The 17,596-nt window shown below is 65.7% G+C and carries 12 protein-coding genes, 1 tRNA gene and 1 pseudogene; 4 read left to right on the top strand and 10 right to left on the bottom strand.

What is annotated here, in order from left to right; translation table 11 throughout:
* Window positions 1-126: 126 nt before the first annotated feature.
* From AC2W7L_RS05130 to AC2W7L_RS05115, 4 genes are all read right to left on the bottom strand, one after another.
* Window positions 127-360 (bottom strand): hypothetical protein, encoded by a 234-nt coding sequence (locus AC2W7L_RS05130; protein ID WP_486003544.1) that lies wholly within the window; start codon window positions 358-360, stop codon window positions 127-129.
* Window positions 357-1,718 (bottom strand): anion permease, encoded by a 1,362-nt coding sequence (locus AC2W7L_RS05125; protein WP_486003543.1) that lies wholly within the window; start codon window positions 1,716-1,718, stop codon window positions 357-359. The genes AC2W7L_RS05130 and AC2W7L_RS05125 overlap by 4 nt, the downstream gene beginning before the upstream one ends.
* 320 nt (window positions 1,719-2,038) lie before the next feature.
* Window positions 2,039-3,454 (bottom strand): aminotransferase class III-fold pyridoxal phosphate-dependent enzyme, encoded by a 1,416-nt coding sequence (locus AC2W7L_RS05120; protein ID WP_486003542.1) that lies wholly within the window; start codon window positions 3,452-3,454, stop codon window positions 2,039-2,041.
* Between the two features lie 73 nt (window positions 3,455-3,527).
* A complete protein-coding gene (locus AC2W7L_RS05115) occupies window positions 3,528-5,012 on the bottom strand; it encodes a CoA-acylating methylmalonate-semialdehyde dehydrogenase (RefSeq protein WP_486003541.1) in 1,485 nt (494 codons plus the stop codon).
* 113 nt (window positions 5,013-5,125) lie between these two features.
* Here AC2W7L_RS05115 and AC2W7L_RS05110 point away from each other — a divergent pair, with 113 nt between their 5' ends.
* Both AC2W7L_RS05110 and AC2W7L_RS05105 read left to right on the top strand, forming a co-directional pair.
* The gene (locus tag AC2W7L_RS05110; protein ID WP_486003540.1) at window positions 5,126-5,611 is read left to right on the top strand and encodes a PucR family transcriptional regulator ligand-binding domain-containing protein; all 486 of its coding nucleotides are present in this window, start codon (window positions 5,126-5,128) and stop codon (window positions 5,609-5,611) included.
* Between the two features lie 89 nt (window positions 5,612-5,700).
* Window positions 5,701-6,888 (top strand): helix-turn-helix domain-containing protein, encoded by a 1,188-nt coding sequence (locus tag AC2W7L_RS05105; RefSeq protein ID WP_486003539.1) that lies wholly within the window; start codon window positions 5,701-5,703, stop codon window positions 6,886-6,888.
* A gap of 34 nt (window positions 6,889-6,922) precedes the next feature.
* On the opposite strand, the pseudogene AC2W7L_RS05100 reads toward AC2W7L_RS05105, so the two are convergent.
* The 6 genes and pseudogenes from AC2W7L_RS05100 to AC2W7L_RS05075 form a co-directional block, all read right to left on the bottom strand.
* Window positions 6,923-7,777 (bottom strand): annotated as a pseudogene (locus AC2W7L_RS05100) (Ldh family oxidoreductase); the annotation flags it as partial.
* Window positions 7,778-8,051: 274 nt separating this feature from the next.
* A complete protein-coding gene (locus tag AC2W7L_RS05095) occupies window positions 8,052-9,143 on the bottom strand; it encodes a proline racemase family protein (protein WP_486003538.1) in 1,092 nt (363 codons plus the stop codon).
* Between the two features lie 113 nt (window positions 9,144-9,256).
* A complete protein-coding gene (locus tag AC2W7L_RS05090) occupies window positions 9,257-10,504 on the bottom strand; it encodes an FAD-dependent oxidoreductase (RefSeq protein ID WP_486003537.1) in 1,248 nt (415 codons plus the stop codon).
* A gap of 166 nt (window positions 10,505-10,670) precedes the next feature.
* On the bottom strand, window positions 10,671-11,273 hold the full coding sequence (locus AC2W7L_RS05085; RefSeq protein WP_486003536.1) for an OmpA family protein: 603 nt from the start codon (window positions 11,271-11,273) through the stop codon (window positions 10,671-10,673).
* Window positions 11,270-11,887: a hypothetical protein gene (locus AC2W7L_RS05080; RefSeq protein WP_486003535.1), complete on the bottom strand. Its 618-nt coding sequence runs from the start codon at window positions 11,885-11,887 to the stop codon at window positions 11,270-11,272. Before AC2W7L_RS05080 ends, AC2W7L_RS05085 begins: the two co-directional genes overlap by 4 nt.
* A 209-nt stretch (window positions 11,888-12,096) precedes the next feature.
* A tRNA-Ser gene (locus AC2W7L_RS05075) sits at window positions 12,097-12,185 on the bottom strand.
* Window positions 12,186-12,560: 375 nt separating this feature from the next.
* On the opposite strand from AC2W7L_RS05075, the gene AC2W7L_RS05070 reads away from it, so the two are divergent.
* The gene (locus AC2W7L_RS05070) at window positions 12,561-15,134 is read left to right on the top strand and encodes an LCP family glycopolymer transferase (RefSeq protein WP_486003534.1); all 2,574 of its coding nucleotides are present in this window, start codon (window positions 12,561-12,563) and stop codon (window positions 15,132-15,134) included.
* Window positions 15,131-17,428 carry an FAD/NAD(P)-binding protein gene (locus AC2W7L_RS05065; RefSeq protein ID WP_486003533.1) on the top strand — a complete coding sequence of 766 codons (2,298 nt, stop codon included), beginning with the start codon at window positions 15,131-15,133 and terminating at the stop codon, window positions 17,426-17,428. The genes AC2W7L_RS05070 and AC2W7L_RS05065 overlap by 4 nt, the downstream gene beginning before the upstream one ends.
* Window positions 17,429-17,596: the final 168 nt, after the last annotated feature.

Here is a 17,596-nt window from a genome sequence, read left to right as displayed (position 1 = left end):
AGAACACCGTCGCAGCGTCAAAACGCCTCGGTGCAGCTGTAGGAGTTGCGGCTAGAGGTGACCGATGGCATTCCAGCGGTGCGTTATGACGCAAACGGTGAGGGATGCTCACCGGGCTAGGTGCGGTCAGGCGCCGTGGAGCGCCGGAACGATGAGGTAGACGCCGAGCAGCACGACTGCTCCGCAGATTCCGAAGACCGTCCAGTAGCCGACCGGCAGCGCCGAGCTGCTGCGGCCCTCGTCGATGCGGTCGAGGTGCGCGGCGCGCATCCTCACACCGACGGAGAACAGAGTGATGACGATGATGGCCGAGATCCATGTGGCGGCCGCAACGATGGCAAACGAACTCCACTCGATCATTTCGCGTCTCCCCTATCGCTCGCATCTGAACGGCCCGCATCGGCTCCGGTGTTCGAGGCACTCCCCGCATCGGCAGGCACGGCCCCGTTCTTCTTGGCGTGACGATGAGCCCGGCGCTTCTCTTTGGCCGCCTGCTTCTCTGCCCAGGCCTCGTACCGGGCCTCCCGCTTCTCCTGAGCGCGTTTGCGGTTGCGGTCCTTGCGCAGCTTGCGCTTGCGGCCGCGGATGTTGACGGCTTCGCCGACGGTGTCGAAGTTCGAGATGTCCGTCTCCTCGACCCGGCGGGAGCTGAGGTAGATCCACAGCACCACGATGACGGCGACGATCGTGTCGACGACGACGCCGACCGTTCCCAGGTGAGCGATACCGGCGGCGACACCGCCGACGATCGCGGCGGCTGGAATCGTCAGCAGCCAACCGGAGGCGATCCGTCCGGCCGTCGACCACTGGACGTCGGCGCCCTTGCGGCCGAGCCCCGATCCGAGCACGGAACCGGAGGCGACCTGAGTCGTCGACAGAGCGAAGCCGAGGTGTGAGGAGGCGAGGATGGCCGCCGCAGTCGAGGTCTCAGCCGACAGGCCCTGTGCGGGCTTGACCGTCGTCAGCTTCGTGCCGAGGGTGTCAATGATGCGCCAACCGCCGACGTAGGTGCCCAGCGCGATGGCCAGAGCACATGCGGTGATCACCCAGAGGTGCGGGCCGGTGCCGTGCTCCTGCAGGTTCGCGGAGACGAGGACGAGGGTGATGACGCCCATCGTCTTCTGCGCGTCGTTCGTACCGTGGGCGAGCGCGACCAGCGAGGACGAGAAGATCTGTCCGTACTTGAACGGCGCACGACGAGCGGTCTTGCCCTCTTCGTTGCGCCGGGTGATCGCGTAGGCGATGCGGGTGCACAGATAGGCGCTGAAGCCAGCGATGAGCGGAGCCGCCAGGGCCGGGATGACGACCTTGGACAGGAACACTCCGTAGTCGACGGAGCTGAACCCGGCACCGACGATGGCCGCACCGATGAGGCCGCCGAAGAGTGCGTGGGACGACGACGACGGAAGGCCGAAGCGCCACGTCGCCATGTTCCAGATGATGGCGCCGATGAGGCCGGCGAGGATGAACGAGGGGCTGATCTGGACTCCCCCGCCGCCTTCTTTGATGATGCCGCCCGAGATGGTCTTGGCCACCTCGGTGGAGAGGAAGGCGCCGACGAGGTTGAGGATCGCAGCGAGCGTGACCGCGGTCTTCGGTTTGATGGCTCCGGTCGCGATCGGGGTGGCCATGGCATTGGCCGTATCGTGAAAGCCGTTGGTGAAGTCGAAGAACAGCGCCAGTGCGATGACGAGCACGACGACGAAGATGATTTCCACTAATCGACCTTGGGTGTAGACACTATTCGGACCGTGGATGATGCAGCTGACGGCCAGCCATCACTATCCCGCAGAAGTCTACCCACAGATTCAACTGCTCTTCACCCGCAGTTCGACCCTACTCCACCTCATTCACCTTTTGTTCACTTTTGATGTGCGCAAACGGGCTCCGTCCGGATGAGAGTGCAATTCCTCTCACTTTCCGAACGGGGCCCAAATACAGCGGTCCCTCGCCGAGGCGGCGCCCCATGTCCCGCGATCATCCGCGGAATCCGCGGCAGCACATCGCCGAGGCGACGCCTCGGTCACGCCTGACGAATCTACTCCGCGACGTACCGATCCGCGACCTCGAGTGCCCGGTCCAGCGCCGCGAGCCCGAACTTGACGTCCTCATCCGGGGTGTTGAGCGGCGGCACGACGTGGATGCGGTTGAAGTTCGCGAACGGCAGCACGCCTTCGGCCTTGAGCGCGGCGATGACCTCGTTCATCTCCGGTGAGCTGCCGCCGTAGGCCGCCAGCGGCTCCTTCGTCGTCCGATCCTTCACGAGCTCGACCGCCCAGAAGCAGCCCAGTCCGCGCACATCTCCGACCGAGGGGTGACGCTCAGCGATCTCCCGCAGGGCCGGACCGATGATGTCCTCGCCGAGGCGGTCCGCATTGGCGATCATCCTCTCGTCCTCCATCGCGGTGATCGTCGCGACCGCTGCCGCGCAGGCGAGCGGGTGTCCCGAGTAGGTCAGTCCGCCCGGGTAGGCCCGGTCGCGGAAGGTCTCGAAGATCGCCTCGGAGATGGCGACCCCGCCGAGCGGGACGTATCCGGAGTTCACGCCTTTGGCGAAGGTGATGAGGTCCGGGGTGACGTCCCAGTGGTCGAGGGCGAACCAGCGACCGGTGCGACCGAATCCGGCCATCACCTCGTCGGCGATGAAGACGATCCCGTACTTCGCCGTCAGCTCGCGCACGCCGGCGAGGTAGCCGGCCGGCGGGGCGTAGATCCCCGCGGTGCCCGGCACGGTTTCGAGGAAGAGCGCCGCGATGTTTCCGGGCCCTTCGAGGGTGATCATGTCCTCGAGGTGGGCCAGTGCCCGCTGCGTCTCCTCGGCCTCGGACGTCGAGTTGAAGTACGACCGATACGGGTAGGCGGGCATGAAGTGGACGATGCCCTCGGCGGAGTAGTCATTGGCGAATCTGCGTGGGTCGCCGGTGACATTGACGGCCAGCTGCGTGCCGCCGTGGTAGCTGCGATAGGCCGACAGCACCTTCGTCCGGCCGGTGTGCAGCCGGGCCATCCGGATCGCGTGCTCATTCGCGTCGGCTCCCCCGTTCGTGAAGAACACGTGGTCGAGGTCGCCCGGGGTGCGTTCGGCGATAAGTCGTGCCGCCTCGGAGCGGGCATCGTTGACGTGCTGCGGCGCGATCGTGCACAGCTTGCCGGCCTGCTCTTGGATGGCGGCAACGACGGCAGGGTGCTGGTGGCCGATATTCGTGTTGACCAGCTGCGATGACATGTCGAGCAGCTTTCGGCCCTCACCGTCCCAGACGTAGGGTCCGGCGGCGTCGACGATCGTCATCGGGTCGAACGGCCCCTGCGCCTGCCAGGAGTGGAAGACGTGCGCGCGATCGAGTTCGTGGGCACGGCGCCCGGCCTCGATAAGGTCGGGGCCGATCCGATCGGCACCCGTACGGTCAGCGCCGAGGGACGATTCGGTGAGCGGGGAATCCGCGGTGGTGGTCATGGCTGCTCCTTCGCCGAGGTGGTTCGTCGTAACGCCCGCCCCCTGGTCGGGGCGGACGTCCGTGGTGGTCTGGTCAGTCGTTGGTCGGGAATCCGAGGTTGAGTCCGCCGTGGCTGGGATCGAGCCAGCGTGAGGTCACGACCTTGCCGCGGGTGAAGAAGTGGACTCCTTCGTCGCCGTAGGCGTGGGTGTCGCCGAACAGCGAGTTCTTCCACCCGCCGAAGGAGTAGTAGCCCACGGGCACGGGGATCGGGACGTTGATGCCGACCATGCCGACCTCGACTTCGTTCTCGTACCGGCGGGCCGCTCCTCCGTCGTTGGTGAAGATCGCGGTGCCGTTGCCGTACGGGTTGGCGTTGATGAGGTCGAGTCCCTCGTCATAGCCGGGAACGCGGACGACGCAGAGCACTGGTCCGAAGATCTCGTCGGTGTAGATCGACATGTCGGTGGTCACGTCGTCGAACAGCGTCGGGTTGAGGAAGAACCCGTCGGTCGGGGTGTTCTCTCGACCGTCGAGAACGACTGTCGCCCCCGCCTCGGCGCCGGCATCGATGTAGCCTGCGACCTTGTCGCGATGGGCGGCGGTGACGAGCGGTCCCATATCGGGCTCGGTGGCCCCGTCACCCACGCGCAGGGTGGTGGTGCGCTCGGCGATCTTCGCCACGAGCTCGTCGGCGATGGAGTCGACGGCGACGACGACGGAGATCGCCATGCAGCGTTCACCTGCGGCACCGTAACCGGCGTTGACGGCGGCGTCGGCGGCGAGGTCGAGGTCCGCGTCGGGCAGGACGAGCATATGGTTCTTCGCTCCGCCGAGCGCCTGGACGCGCTTGCCGGCGGCGGTGCCGTTCTCATAGACGTACTTCGCGATCGGGGTCGACCCGACGAAGGACACCGAGGCGACGTCGGGGCTGTCGAGGATCGTGTCGACGGCTTCCTTGTCACCGTGGACGACGTTGAACACGCCGTCGGGCAGACCGGCTTCCTTCCACAGCCCGGCGAGCCAGTTCGCGGCCGATGGGTCCTTCTCCGAGGGCTTGAGCACGACGGTGTTTCCTGAGGCGATGGCCACGGGGAAGAACCACATCGGAACCATGGCCGGGAAGTTGAAGGGTGAGATGATCGCGGCGACGCCGAGCGGCTGGCGCAGTGAGTGGACATCGAGCTTCGTCGAGGCGTTCGCCGTATGGCCGCCCTTGAGGTGGCCGGCGATGCCGCAAGCGAATTCGACGACTTCCTGGCCGCGGGCGACTTCGCCGAGGGCGTCCGAGAGGACCTTGCCGTGTTCGGCGGTGATGATCTCGGCGAGCTCCTGCTTGCGGGCGTTGAGCAGCTCGCGGAAGGAGAAGAGAATGGACGTCCGCCGGGACAGAGAGGTGTCGCGCCAGGCGGGGAATGCTGCGGAGGCTGCGGCGATCGCCGATTCCACGGTGGCCTTCGACTCCAGGGCCACCTGGCCGCTGACGGCTCCGGTGGCCGGGTTCGTGATATCGCCGAGGCGGGTGTCGGTGTCCGCGGTGACGGCCTGTCCATTGATCCAGTGGGAAAGCGGTGCCATGAAGAGTCCTTCTGCGTCGTCGAAGTGTCGGTCGTGTCCATCTTCTGTCCGCGGCACCGATCCGGGAAGTGTCAGAATGTCAGAATAATCCGCTCCGGCTTTACACTGTGTCAATGGACACTGTGCGGGAGTCGGCCGGAGCATCGCTGAGCATTGCCGCTCTGCTCGAGTTCGAGGAGATCAGGGCCGCGAGGCCTGTGGTGCTTGCCGGAGAGGCGAGCCTCGACCGGTCGATCCGCTGGGTCCACATCGCCGACTCCGAGCACGTCGAGCGCTTCCTCGAAGGCGGGGAGCTCGTGCTGACTACCGCCACGGCATTCCGCCATTCCCCTGCGGCGATGACGGAGTTCCTCGACCAGCTCGAGCGCGCGGGTGCGGCCGGGACGATCATCGAGCTCGTCGATGAGGACTCGACCCACGATGAGGCGGCTCGCGAGGTCGTGGCCGCGGCCGCCTCGGCGAGGGATCTGCCCGTCATCGTCCTCCCCCGCCGGGTCAAGTTCGTCAGGATCACCGAACTCGCCCATCGCAGCCTGCTCGCGCAGCAGATCTCGCGCTCGAGCACGCCAGGGAGATCCATGAGACCTACACGCAGCTGAGCCTCGATCGAGCCGGGGCGCAGACGATCGTCGACCGCACCGCCGAGCTGTTGGGCACGGCGGTGGTCCTTGAGGATGTGTCTCATCGGGTGCTCGCACATGCCGGCCGTGGTTCGCAGACTCTGGCGCAGAAGTGGATCGACCTCGTCACCGGTGCGGGTACGGCACAGGGCGAGTACGACCCTGCACAGTGGCGGCAGACCCCGGTCGGCCTGCGTTCCCGGAGATGGGGACGGCTCGTCGTGCCCGGGGCCGCCGAGTCCGTCGCCGATCTCGATCAGGTCATCGAACGTGCCGGTGAGGCCCTGACGCTGACTCGAATGGCCGATCGCGATGAACAGGATCTGCTGCTGCAGGCCCAAAGCGGGCTGATCCGCGAGATCACGGATTCAGAAGGTCTCGACGAACGGTCGGCGCTGGAGCGCTCTCGTTCTCTGGGTTTCACTCCCGCCGACGGGGTCGAACTCACTCCGGTCGTCGTCCGCATTGACCGGGAGTCCGACACCGATCCGACTCGAGTTCAGCTGCAGGAGCGAGGACTGACGCAGGAGATCGCCGCTGCGGCCTCACGTTTGAATCTGTGCCTGCTCATGACGAGCCTGCAGTCGGGTGCCTTCGGCTTCGTCTTGGCACCCGGTCGGGAGAAGAGCCGACGCCCGCAGCACCGTCGGACCTCATCGGCGAGCGCCGAATCCGATGCGGCGGGGAGCGTGCAGGCGAGCCCGCGCCGCACCGAGGAGGCCGATGTCCGTCTCACCCGCCTTCTCGCCGAGCTCGAGGGACTCTCAGCGAGCTGGGTGGTCGGGGTCGGCCGGAGCAGCACCTCCCTGCTTCGCGCTGTCGCCGGTCTCGAATCGGCGTCTCATGTCGCCGAGGTCGCGTCGACACTCGACGTGCGTGAGCGTTCGTTCTACCGCTCCTCGGACGTGCGCATTCGCGGGCTGCTGTCTCTGCTGGCCGAGGACTCGCGGCTCCGCGCCTTCGCCGAGGGAGAGCTCGGGCCGCTGCTCGGCGAAACGAGCGGTGGTGGCGGTCGCCGGGATGGAGATCTGCGTTCGCCCAGGGATTCCGCGGACGAGGAACTGCTCGATTTCCTCGAGCTCTACCTCTCCCACGGCGGGAACAAGTCGGCGATGGCGCGGGCCGGGCACCTGTCCCGGCCCGCGCTCTACGCACGGATCACGCGTCTGCAGGACCGCCTCGGCGTCTCGCTTGACGATGCGGAGTCACGCACGGCGCTGCACATCGCGCTGCTGTGGTGGAGGATGTCCGGCTGAGGACTGGGCTGGCTTCGGCCAGTCGACCTGTGAGTCAGTCGAAGAGGGAACGGATCGTGTCGGTGATGGGGATTCCCCGTTCGGCCGCCTCGGCGCGGTTGGCGTAGCGACGATCACCGGGCTGTCGGTCCATCCCTGCATCGCGCAGCATATCGACGAATGCGCGAACTCGGCCCAGGTAGGCGTCGTTGCCGCCGCGTTCGGGGTCGATGACGATGAAAAGCTGGCCGGTGCGGAAGGTGTGGGCGCCCTCGGGGGCCTCTGCATCGATCTCGTAGGTGAAGGCTCCGCCGGTCAGCCCCGCCGCCAGCGTTTCGATCATGAATGACAGCAGCGCACCTTTGTGCCCGCCGATGGGACGGATACCCCCGCCGTCGAGGATGGCGTTCGGATCCGTGGTGTCCGCGCCGGTCGAGTCGACTCCGGTCCCGACCGGAACCTCCCGACCTTCGGCCCGCAGCAGCTGCAGGTCACCGTGGGACATCGATGACGTGGAGAAGTCGAAGACAATGGGATCCGCGTCAGCCACAGGTGTGGCGAAGCCGAACGGATTCGTACTGAAGACGGGGCGCGTCGCCCCCTCGGGGACGACGGCGAGCTTGCCGCTGGCGATCATTCCCATCGCCACACGACCATCGCGAGCAAATGCTTCGAGGTCGGGCCACAGGGCACTGAAGTGATGGGTGCTGCGCAGGGCGATGACGGCGACACCGGTGTCGTCCAGCACTTGATCGATCGCCGGGTGCGCCTCGGCGAGTGCGGGTTGGGCGAAACCGTTGTGACCGTCGATGCGGATATAGGAGGGGCCGACGACGTCGATGCTCGCTTCTGCTGCCCCATCTGCCCAGCCTCGAGTCAATGAATCGAGGTATCCGGCCGCCCGGAAGACACCGTGGCTGAGAGTGCGTCGCGCTCACAGGTGGCGCAATTGGTCGCCAGCACTTCGGCCACCGAAGGCGAAGCGCCGGCGGCCACGAGCTTCGCTTCGATGGCGAGACAAGGTCATCGAAAGAGATTCGGTCGGGTTCATTCGTCATTGTGTGCTCCTCATGTGCGGTCGATCGTGTCGGCGTCGACCACTGCCCTTACCCAGCAGACTATCGTTCGATCGGTCACCGGCCCTGCGGATCCTTGTCCGTTCCTCGGTTCTCGTCTGCGGGTTCTCAGTTCTCATCTGCCGGTTCCGCAGCGCTCGTGCCGCCGCTCCAGATGTCACCGACGGTGAAGCCGATCGGGAACGGATCGTCGGGCTCGAGGACGAGGTGCTGGAATCCGGTGATCCATCCGCGCCCGGTGATCGAGGGGATCACGGCCGGCAGTCCGCAGATCTCGGTCTCTTCCTTCACCACGGCGGTGAAGGTCGTCCCCATCATCGATTCGTGGACGAACCGCTGGCCGACGGGCAGTTCGCCGCGAGCGTGCTTGGCCGCCACTCGACCACTCGTCCCGGTGCCGCAGGGAGAGCGGTCGAGAGTCCCGGTCCACGTGCTCGGATCGTCGAGGTCGACGATGCTGTTGGGCAGGACGACCGCATTGCGTCCATCGGTGCCCGCGGTTCGCGCCGGCCCGTGGATCATCGGAAGACCGATCGAATCGATTTCGGAGACGAGGGGATGCCTCACTGCGAAGGTCTCGTTCGCCGCCTGCCGCATCACGCTGGCCGCCCGGATGATCTCCTTGGCGTTGCCCGGATCCAGATCCACGCCGAGGTTGTCCGCCGTGGTCTGCACGTAGAACTGACCGCCGAAGACGATGTCGACGGGGATCGTCCCGTATCCGGGCACGTCGAGAGGAAGGTCGAGTCCATGGACGAAAGCCGGAACGTTGTCGAAGGTCACCGATTGCGCTCGGCCGGCCTCCACCTCGGCGCGGACCGTGACGATACCGGCGGCGGTGTCGACCCGCAGCTCGGTGACCGGTTCGCTGACATCGACGGACCCGGTCTCGATCAGCGCCGTGACGGTGCAGATGAGGTTCGACCCAGACATCGGCTTGAACCCGCCCTGCTCCATCACGATCATTCCGAAATCGCAGCTCGGATCCGTCGCAGGCACGACGATCGGCGAGCACAGGCCGGGATAGCCGCGGGGTTCGTGGAGGATGAGGTTCCGGAAGTCGTCGAGGTGCTCTTCGCAGTATCGGAGCTTCTCGGCCATCGTGGCACCTTTGACCCGCAGTCCCGAGCCGATGAGCACGCGGCCGGGTTCGCCGGCCGCGTGAACATCGACGGCCTGGATGAGCTGTCTGTTCTTCACGTTCCCTCGCCTCTGCTCGGGTCTCAGCCCACGACTTCGCTGCCGGCGACTTGCTGTGTGGTCATGAGCCCATCCTCGTCCGTTCGGGTCCGTGCGGCGTTGACGTAAATCGTTCAGAAACGATTCGGGGACACACGAGCGAGCTGCTCACCGGGCAGCGTCGAGCTTCCACCAGTCATGAGTCCGGATAGCAGCCGAGCAGATCCCGGTGCCAATGTCAGACCGAGCATCGAATGTCCGGAGTTGATGTAGGCGTTCTTCACGGAGTCAAGGCGCCCGATGACGGGAAGGCCGTCAGGAGTCATGGGGCGCGACCCAGCCCATGGAGCCAGTTCTCCCTGACCGTCGCCCCAATCACGGAATGCTTCCTGAGCCGCGCGGCGGATCGCACCGACGCGGACTTCGTTGACGTCGTCGTCCGTGCTGCCGAACTCCATCGTGCCCGCGAGCCTGAGCATGCCGTTCAGCGGAGTGACGGCGACGCGAACATCTTCGAGGGTCAGAGATGTGCGCAGTCGGATCGGAGCGGGTGAGTAGTCGATGCTGTAGCCCTTGCCCGAGTAGATGGGGATCTTCTGCCCGAGTTGCCCGGCCAACACGCCGGACGGGACACCGGCGGAGATGACAAGAGCATCGGCCTTGATGACCTCGGCATCTACGGTGACAACTGCGGTCACAGCGTCGCCGGAGCGGATAAAGCGTCCGACACGAGTGTCTTCGCGTACCACTACACCGAGATCGGAAAGTTTCGCGAGGAGGCCCGCTGTCAGAGAATCGGGTTCGATCTGTCGGTCAGCGGAGAAGGACAGACCGTGGCGGATGCGATCGCTGAGAGCCGGTTCGGCTTCGCGGACTTCGTCATCATGCAGTCGCCGCGGCCAGTGGCCTGCGGCCTCGAAAGCGGGCAGGCTCGCACAGTGCTCGTCGAAGCGTTCCCGAGTCTCGAAAGCCAGCAGCACACCGCGGTCGTGCATCTCGAAGTCGATGCCTTGAGCCTGGTACTCATCGAAGAGATCGTTCGCATCCTCGCCGAGGCGCAGGTGGAGGTCGAGTCCGGCTTCGAAGTCACGTGTGTTGCAGTGCCTGGCCATCCGCAACAGGAAATTGAGATAGCCGGGGGCAAGGGACGGCTTGATCGATAATGGGCTGTCGGGTTTGAGCATCCAGCGTATGCCCTGAAGCAGCACACCCGGGGCAGGCACCGGCGTGCTCTCGGCGATGGCGATCTTTGCGGCATTTCCGTGGGATGCGCCCGCCCCGCAACGGGCAGCCTCGATGACTGTGACGTCGTGTCCGCTCAGCGCCAATTCGTAGGCGCTGGTCAGCCCGACCACGCCGCCTCCGATGATGACTGTCTTCAATCGGTTGCCCTCCGTTGGTCCCCGAACCGGCTGCTTCGCCGCCGGATCAGGGCCGACGTCACCGAAGTTGCCTTATGTATGACCATCTATTGAAAGAGACGCTATGCAGTGCTGTCAGGTTCGTCAATGGTCTCAGCCGCTCTTCCCGAACAGCCCAAGATCAGGCTCAGTCTTCGTAGCGGATTTCGACGCGACGGTTCTTCGCTCGACCCTCGGGGTCATCCTCGCCGTTCTTCTCATTCGACTCGACGGGCTCGGACTCGCCGAAGCCCTTTGCTTTCACGTCGAGGTCCGAATTCTCTGCGGTGAGCACCTCGGCGACGGCCTTCGCGCGGTCTTCGGAGAGCTTCTTGTTGTAGTCGTCCTCGCCCTTGGAATCCGTATGCCCTCCGACGGTGATCTCGGAATCGGTCGGCAGATCCTTGACGAGGTCAGTGATCTTCTTCTTCGCTGAGTCACTCAGTTCGGACGAGTCGAAGTCGAAGAGGATATCGGTGTCGAGGGTGACCACGGTGTCGCCACCGTTGGCCTTGGTCGTTTCGACGTCTTCGATGCCTTTGTCCAGGTCATGGATCCCCGGATCGAGTTCGGCGATGCTCTCGTCGATCCGAGTTTGATCGGGGTCGGTGAAGTCGTCCGGAGTCGGGGTATCTCGATTCGCGACATCCTGCGACGTCACGGAGTCTGCGAATGCAGATACCGGTGGGCTCGCAATGACAAGGCCGGCGGCAAGCATCACCGCTGCGGAACCGGCAACTGCAGGTTTCACGAAATCTTCACTCCGGTAGCCAGGTTCATTCCGTCGACGACGGAGACCTCGACCTCTTTGACGTCTGGCGGCGGAGCCGCGAAGACGGCGAAGGCGTAATGAGTCTGACCGGGCTTGAACTTCGTCCCCTGGTAGGCAGTCTGTGCGCGATCGACGGTGTACTCGAGAACCTTGTGCTTGCGCAGGTTCTGGGAGTCGACGAGGAACGGGGTCCAGCTCCCGCCCAGGTAGTTGTAGAGATCGCTGCCGTCGTCGTCCTCGTCGGTCTTCTCCGAGTTCACGGTGAACGCGAACTGCGCCACCACCGTCTCTCCCTGTCGCTTCAGCGGGAACAGATCGACGGTCATCGTGGCTTCGTCATCACCCTCGACAACAGCGGGAATCTCTTGGGAGGCGACGGGATCGGGAAGATCATTCGGGTCGAGGCCGGCCGCCTCGGCGGATCCGGATTCGCCCTTCGAACCTGCGGCCTCATCGGTCTCCTGCGAAGCCCCTTGAGACTGAGCATCGTCAGGGTTGGGGTGCTCCGCGTCGTCCCCGGACGAGCAAGCGGCCAAGGTCAGGGCAAGAGAAGCGGCGGCAGCGGACAAAGCTGTCCTGCGGATCAGGGGCATGGCGATGGGAGCTCTCCTCAGAAGTCGCCGGAGCAGCATCTCTGCTGGTGAGCTCCGGTGGTGGTCGGACGCGGACCACAGTAACCCGGACAAGTGAACTTTCACTACATCAAACGTAATTCGAGACGAACAGGACTCTCAGGCACCATCTGTGCGGGAATGCGAAAACCCCTGCGATCTCGATCAGATCGCAGGGGTTCTGCCTAACGCGGAGCCGGTGGGATTTGAACCCACGGTCCCCCTATTGGAGGACTTCACCTTAGCAGGGTGACGCTTTCGGCCGCTCAGCCACGACTCCATCTGCAATGCTTCGATCCACTCCGGCGAAATGCGCGGTGACAGACCCTCCAGCACTACGGGATACAGCCTAAGGGAAAGGAGCCATCAAGGGCAAAGCGCAGCTGCTCAGAGTGGGCTTCGTCATAGTCTAGTCGACCTGTGATGGGCGCGAATCCGGGCCGAACGTCCCCTTTGTACCGCTCCCCCACACCGGAATTCCAGCATTCATCAATGTCCAGGCGTAAAATCGGCATGATGTGCTTTGCGGTCTGGTCTCAGATCTTCGCAGGAACACCGGTCGGAGAACCGATTGCCGCGGTGTGCCCTGCGCCGGAAATGAGAACGGCGAGCGGGCCGTACTGCACGAGTAGACAGTTTTTGAGGAGTAGACAACTTGCCGGAGTTTCCCCCTGACAAGCGCGGACCGCATGGGAGCGACCCCGATTCCCAGACAACAGGTCGTCGGCTCCGGGCCTCCGCTCGCCCCCGGTTCCGCGGCGACACCGTCGCCAGTGAAAGCGACTCGACACCGCAGTCGAACTCACCGCAGTCGAATTCGCCGCAGCAGAACTCACGGCCCTCGCAGCCTCAAGGCTTCGGCTCCCAGCGTCGAGACTCGCAGCAGCTGCCGACCTCGGCGGTGAACCCTCGCCGGTCCCGCACGAACTCCGACCAGAACTCGAGCCAGAACTCCGAGCGGTCCTCTGATCCACGATCCGACTACTCGTTCCGCACGCGCTCTCGCACATCCGCCGATCCGTCGGATAACCGACTCGGCGACAGCCCCCGCGGAGACGGATCGTCGGCCAGGTCTCCGCACGCCCCGCCGCCACGCCCGGTAGCTCCGCGCACTCGCCGCGAAGCCCGGATGCTGCGCGCTGCGGCCGCCAGCGGAGCCTCTGCGGCCGGAGTCGCCGCGGCAGCAAGCTCGAACACAGCGGCAGCAAGCTCGAACACACAGGATGATCCGGGCGCCGGCTCACGGCGCGGTCCTGCCCACGATGCTCCGCGCACCTTCGCACGGGACGAATCGGCCGCCTCGGCGAGGGATTCCCGCATCTCCGACCGCCACGACCCCGACCATCGTGACTCCAACCATGCGGACGACGACGTCGACGGAGATTCCGCTCCGACTACCCGCCGCGATGCCCGCGAACGGCACTCGGCCGAATCCCGCGGCCGGGGCCGGAAGAAGACCTCCGGCGCACGGGCAGCACGAGGCGCCGCGGCCGCAGCAGCTGTCGGCGCAGGAAGCGCGGCGGTCGTCGGCAAGTCGTCTGCCGCGAGAGCATCTCGCAAGTCTGACTCTGCCGACGACGAGAAGTCGACCGGTCACGAACCGGGACGGTCCCGCCGTCATTCCTCCCGCCTCGGCGAGTCGTTCCCCAGCCTCGTCGGCTGGACTTCGCTGAGCACCCTTCTGCCCGGAGTCGGACTGCTGCGCACACGCTTCCGGCCCGCCGGACTCATCGTGTTCGGTCTCTTCGTCCTCATTCTGCTCGTCGGGCTCATCTACCTGCTGGTCAAGGGACCGGTGCGCGCGGTTGCCACGATCGTCGCCAGCCCGTCTCTGCTGAACTTCCTCGCCATCGCCGCCGTGCTCGTGGCCGTGATCTGGATCCTCGTGATGGTCGTGTCCCACCTCGGGCTGCGCCGCGGGCACCGATACCGGCCCTGGCAGAACAAGATGGCTGGCGTCCTCGTCGTCTCGCTGGCGCTCATCATCGGCATCCCGCTGGGCGTCGGATCGGTCTTCGCCCGCGTGCAGTCCGACACGGTGGCCAGCCTCTTCGGCGACAGCACCGGCAAGGCCCACAGCGCCGAGGATCTCTGGGCCGACAAGCCCTATATCAACGTCTTCCTCATGGGCCGCGACAACGGCGACGACCGTGAAGGCACCCGCCCGGACACGATGCTCGTGGCCTCCATCGACACGAAGACCGGCAACGCCGCGCTCATCTCCGTGCCCCGCAATCTCGCGTTCCCGGTCTTCCCCGAAGGCAGCGAACTCGAAAAGGCCTGGCCCGACGGATTCCGCCCCTCCGGCGACCCTTCGCAGGACCTCATCAACGCCGTGTGGCAGTGGGGCGAACAGAACCCGGATCAGATCGGCAATGCGCACGGTCTCGAACCTGGAATGTGGACGACGATGCAGGCCGTCGAAGGCTCCTTGGGCCTCAAACTCGACTATTGGGCCTCGGTCGACATGGCCGGATTCGAAGACGTCGTGGACGCCATAGGCGGGGTCAAGATCGACGTCGAACGCCCGATCCCGATGGGCGGCGGAAAATCGATGTCGGGTGTGAAGAACGAGGTCTACGGCTGGGTCGATCCGGGCCCGCAGACGCTCAAGGGCAAGGACGCACTCTGGTACGTCCGCTCCCGTGAAGGCAGCGACAACTACGACCGCATGTGCCGTCAGCAGCGGATGCTCAAGACCACTCTCGAACAGATCGACCCGCAGGAGATCGCCACGGCCTATCCGAAGCTCGCGAACTCCGCGACACGGAACATCGCCACGTCGATCCCGCAGAACGAGATCCCGGCCTTCATCGAACTCGCCATGATGATGCAGAAGGGCGACGTCACCACAGTCCAGATCAACAATGACGTCACCCCGACCTACGACCCCGACTTCGACGTCCTCCACAAGTGGATCCTCGGCGAGGTCAAGGGCGCATCCGACGGCGAGGAGACCCCGAAGCCGACGAACGACGGCAGCAAGTCCCAGGAATCCGAGGACAGCGCGGAGCCGACCGAGGACAGCACAGAAGACGCCGCCACCGAGGAACCGGCCGATTCCGCGGACGGATCCACCGATGAAGCCGGCGCCGAGGCGGACGCCACCGAAGCGACAACGCCGGGTGAGCCCAACGCCGAAGGCAAGTGCTACCCGAAGGGGTTCAAGCCCGGTGACGACTTCCCCGGCTACCCCGGACCCGACGGCGGAACCGGCGAGCAGGGGTGAGCCAGGCTCCACAGACTCCTGTCCCCGCGGTCGCGATCATCGGTGTCGGACCGCGGGGTCTCACCGTTCTGGAGAGGCTCGTGGCGCTGGCGGCGAAGCGCTTCGCCGGCGCCGTCGGCGCGTCCCGCAGCGCGGCTGACGCCACCACCGAGACTGCGCTGACCATCCACCTCATCGACCCGTACCCGCCCGGCGCGGGAATCGTGTGGCGCACCGACCAACCCGAGTCTCTGCTGATGAACACCACCATCGCCGAGCAGACCGTCTTCCCCGACTCCAGCTGCAGCTTCCTCGGCCCCGACGAAGCACCAACCGGACCGTCCATGGCCGAGTGGTACCTTGCGAACGGCGGCACCGAACCGCTGCACTCGACCTTCCCCAGCCGCAGCCTCTACGGCCGCTACCTCCGCGACGCCTACCAGCGCATCCGCGAAGGCGCACCGGACTTCATCGAGATCGTCGAACACCCGACGAAGGCCGAATCCGTCATCGACCTGCCCGCGATGGACCTCCCCCGATCGGTGGCAGAGAGTTCACGAGCCACTGTCCCCGAGCAGCTCGTGCGCTGCCAGAACGGCACGACGATCGTCGCCAGCGCCGTCGTGCTCGCCGTCGGTCACATTCCCAGCGCCCAGCCCGAGGAGCGCGCCCGCCTGGCCGCGTTCGCCGAGCTGTGCGGCGGGCTCTACCTGCCGCAGGGTCTGCCCGCAGAAACCCCCGTCGCCGAGGTGGCCCCCGGTGAGCGGGTCATCGTCCGTGGAATGGGGCTCAACTACTTCGACCTGCAGACCCTGTTCACTCATGAGCGCGGCGGTCGCTATGAGGCGCAGCCCGGCGGACTGCTGCGGTATGTGCCCAGCGGTGACGAACCGCGGCTGGCACTGGGGTCACGACGCGGAATCCCGTACCGCAGCAAACCGATCTGTCATGAACATCCTCGGCGGGACTGGCCCCTGCGGTACTTCACGAAGGACAACATCGCGCTCCTCGCGGGCCTCGAGAACCTCGACGGGGAGCGCAAGGCCGGTGCCCGGTTCAATGATCAGCTGTGGCCGCTCATCCTCGCCGACCTGCGCCTGGCGTACTATCACACGCTCTCCCAGGTCCGTCCCGAAGCGTTCGCCGATGATCCCGGCCAGCTGCGCGAGGCCATCGGCGAGGCGGTCTCACGCCACCTGACCCGCCGCACCTGGCAGGAGACCCACCCGCAGTCGGCGGGCGATGCCGGTGTTGCCGAGGCCGGGGCTGCCGCGACCGCTCGTGCCGAGGTCAGTGGGGCGGCGACTGCTCGTGCAGAGGCCAGTGCCACGACCACCGAGGAGGCTGCCCGCCAAGGCCGCGTCACCCGCGAGGCTTTCGCCTGGTCGGAGGTCGAAGAGGCACTCGTGCCCGATCCCGCCGACCGCATGTCTCTGCACACTCTGCTCAACCCGCTCGAAGGCGAGCTCTTCACCAGCCGTGAACCCGGCGAGCAGGGGTCCCTGCACGAGTGGATGCTCGACTTCCTGCGCACCGACCTGCGCAGCTCTCTGGCAGGTCCGACCGGCAGCCCGGAGAAGGCGCTCTTCACCGTGCTTTGGCAGTCCCGCCTGCTGCTCAAGGAGCTCATCGTCGCAGGCCATATCGACCGCGTGAGCATCGACATGGAGATCCTCGGCTGGTTCGAGGGCTTCGTCTCGGGCATCTGCGATGGGCCTCCCCCGCAGCGGATCGCCGAACTCATCGCCCTCGCCGAGGCGGGAATCGTGTCCTTCATCGGCCCCGATATGCGCATCGAAGAGAACCAGGCCGCACTCGACGCGACTGCGGCAGACGCCGGCACAGTGTCCGCGGCGAAAGCGGATGCGCCCGGTGCGGAAGAGGTGTCCGGGGCGAATGCGGATGCGCCCGTCAACGGGGCTCAGGCACCGCGACCGGAGATCTTCACGGTCACCTCGGCGCAGGCCGCCGGCGAGATCACGGGCAGTGTCGTCATCGATGCCGCATCCCCGACGAACTCCGTCTCGCGGGCAGCGGACGTTCTGCTGTACGGGATGTTAGAGAGAGGTCAGCTCACTGCGGCCCGTCTGACCTTGGACGACGGTCGGGAGAAGTTCCTCAACGGACTCGCACTCACGCCTCGGCCCTATCGCACGATCGATGTCGAGGGCAACGTCCACCCGCGCCGATTCGCGCTGTCGATCCAGCTGTCGTCGAAGCAGTGGGGTCTGGCAATCGCCGCGAATCCGGGCACCGATGCGGCCACGCTCAACGACTCGCACGCCGCCGCCGAGGCGATCCTCGACCTCCTCTGAAGCCCGGCACGTCTTCGCCGCGCTCCAGACACCGACCACCGAACGCGAACTACCCCGTTTAAGGTGAACAGCCCTGTTTCAAACAAGAGCTATTCACCTCAAACTGTGCTGTTCGCAGACTCGCCCCGCGCCTCGGGGCGCAATAGGTACACCTTTCTCTGAACTGCT

It is taken from the genome of Brevibacterium sp. LAARM3_SD1, from assembly GCF_057364765.1.
This window is presented reverse-complemented; position numbering and strand designations above follow the sequence as displayed.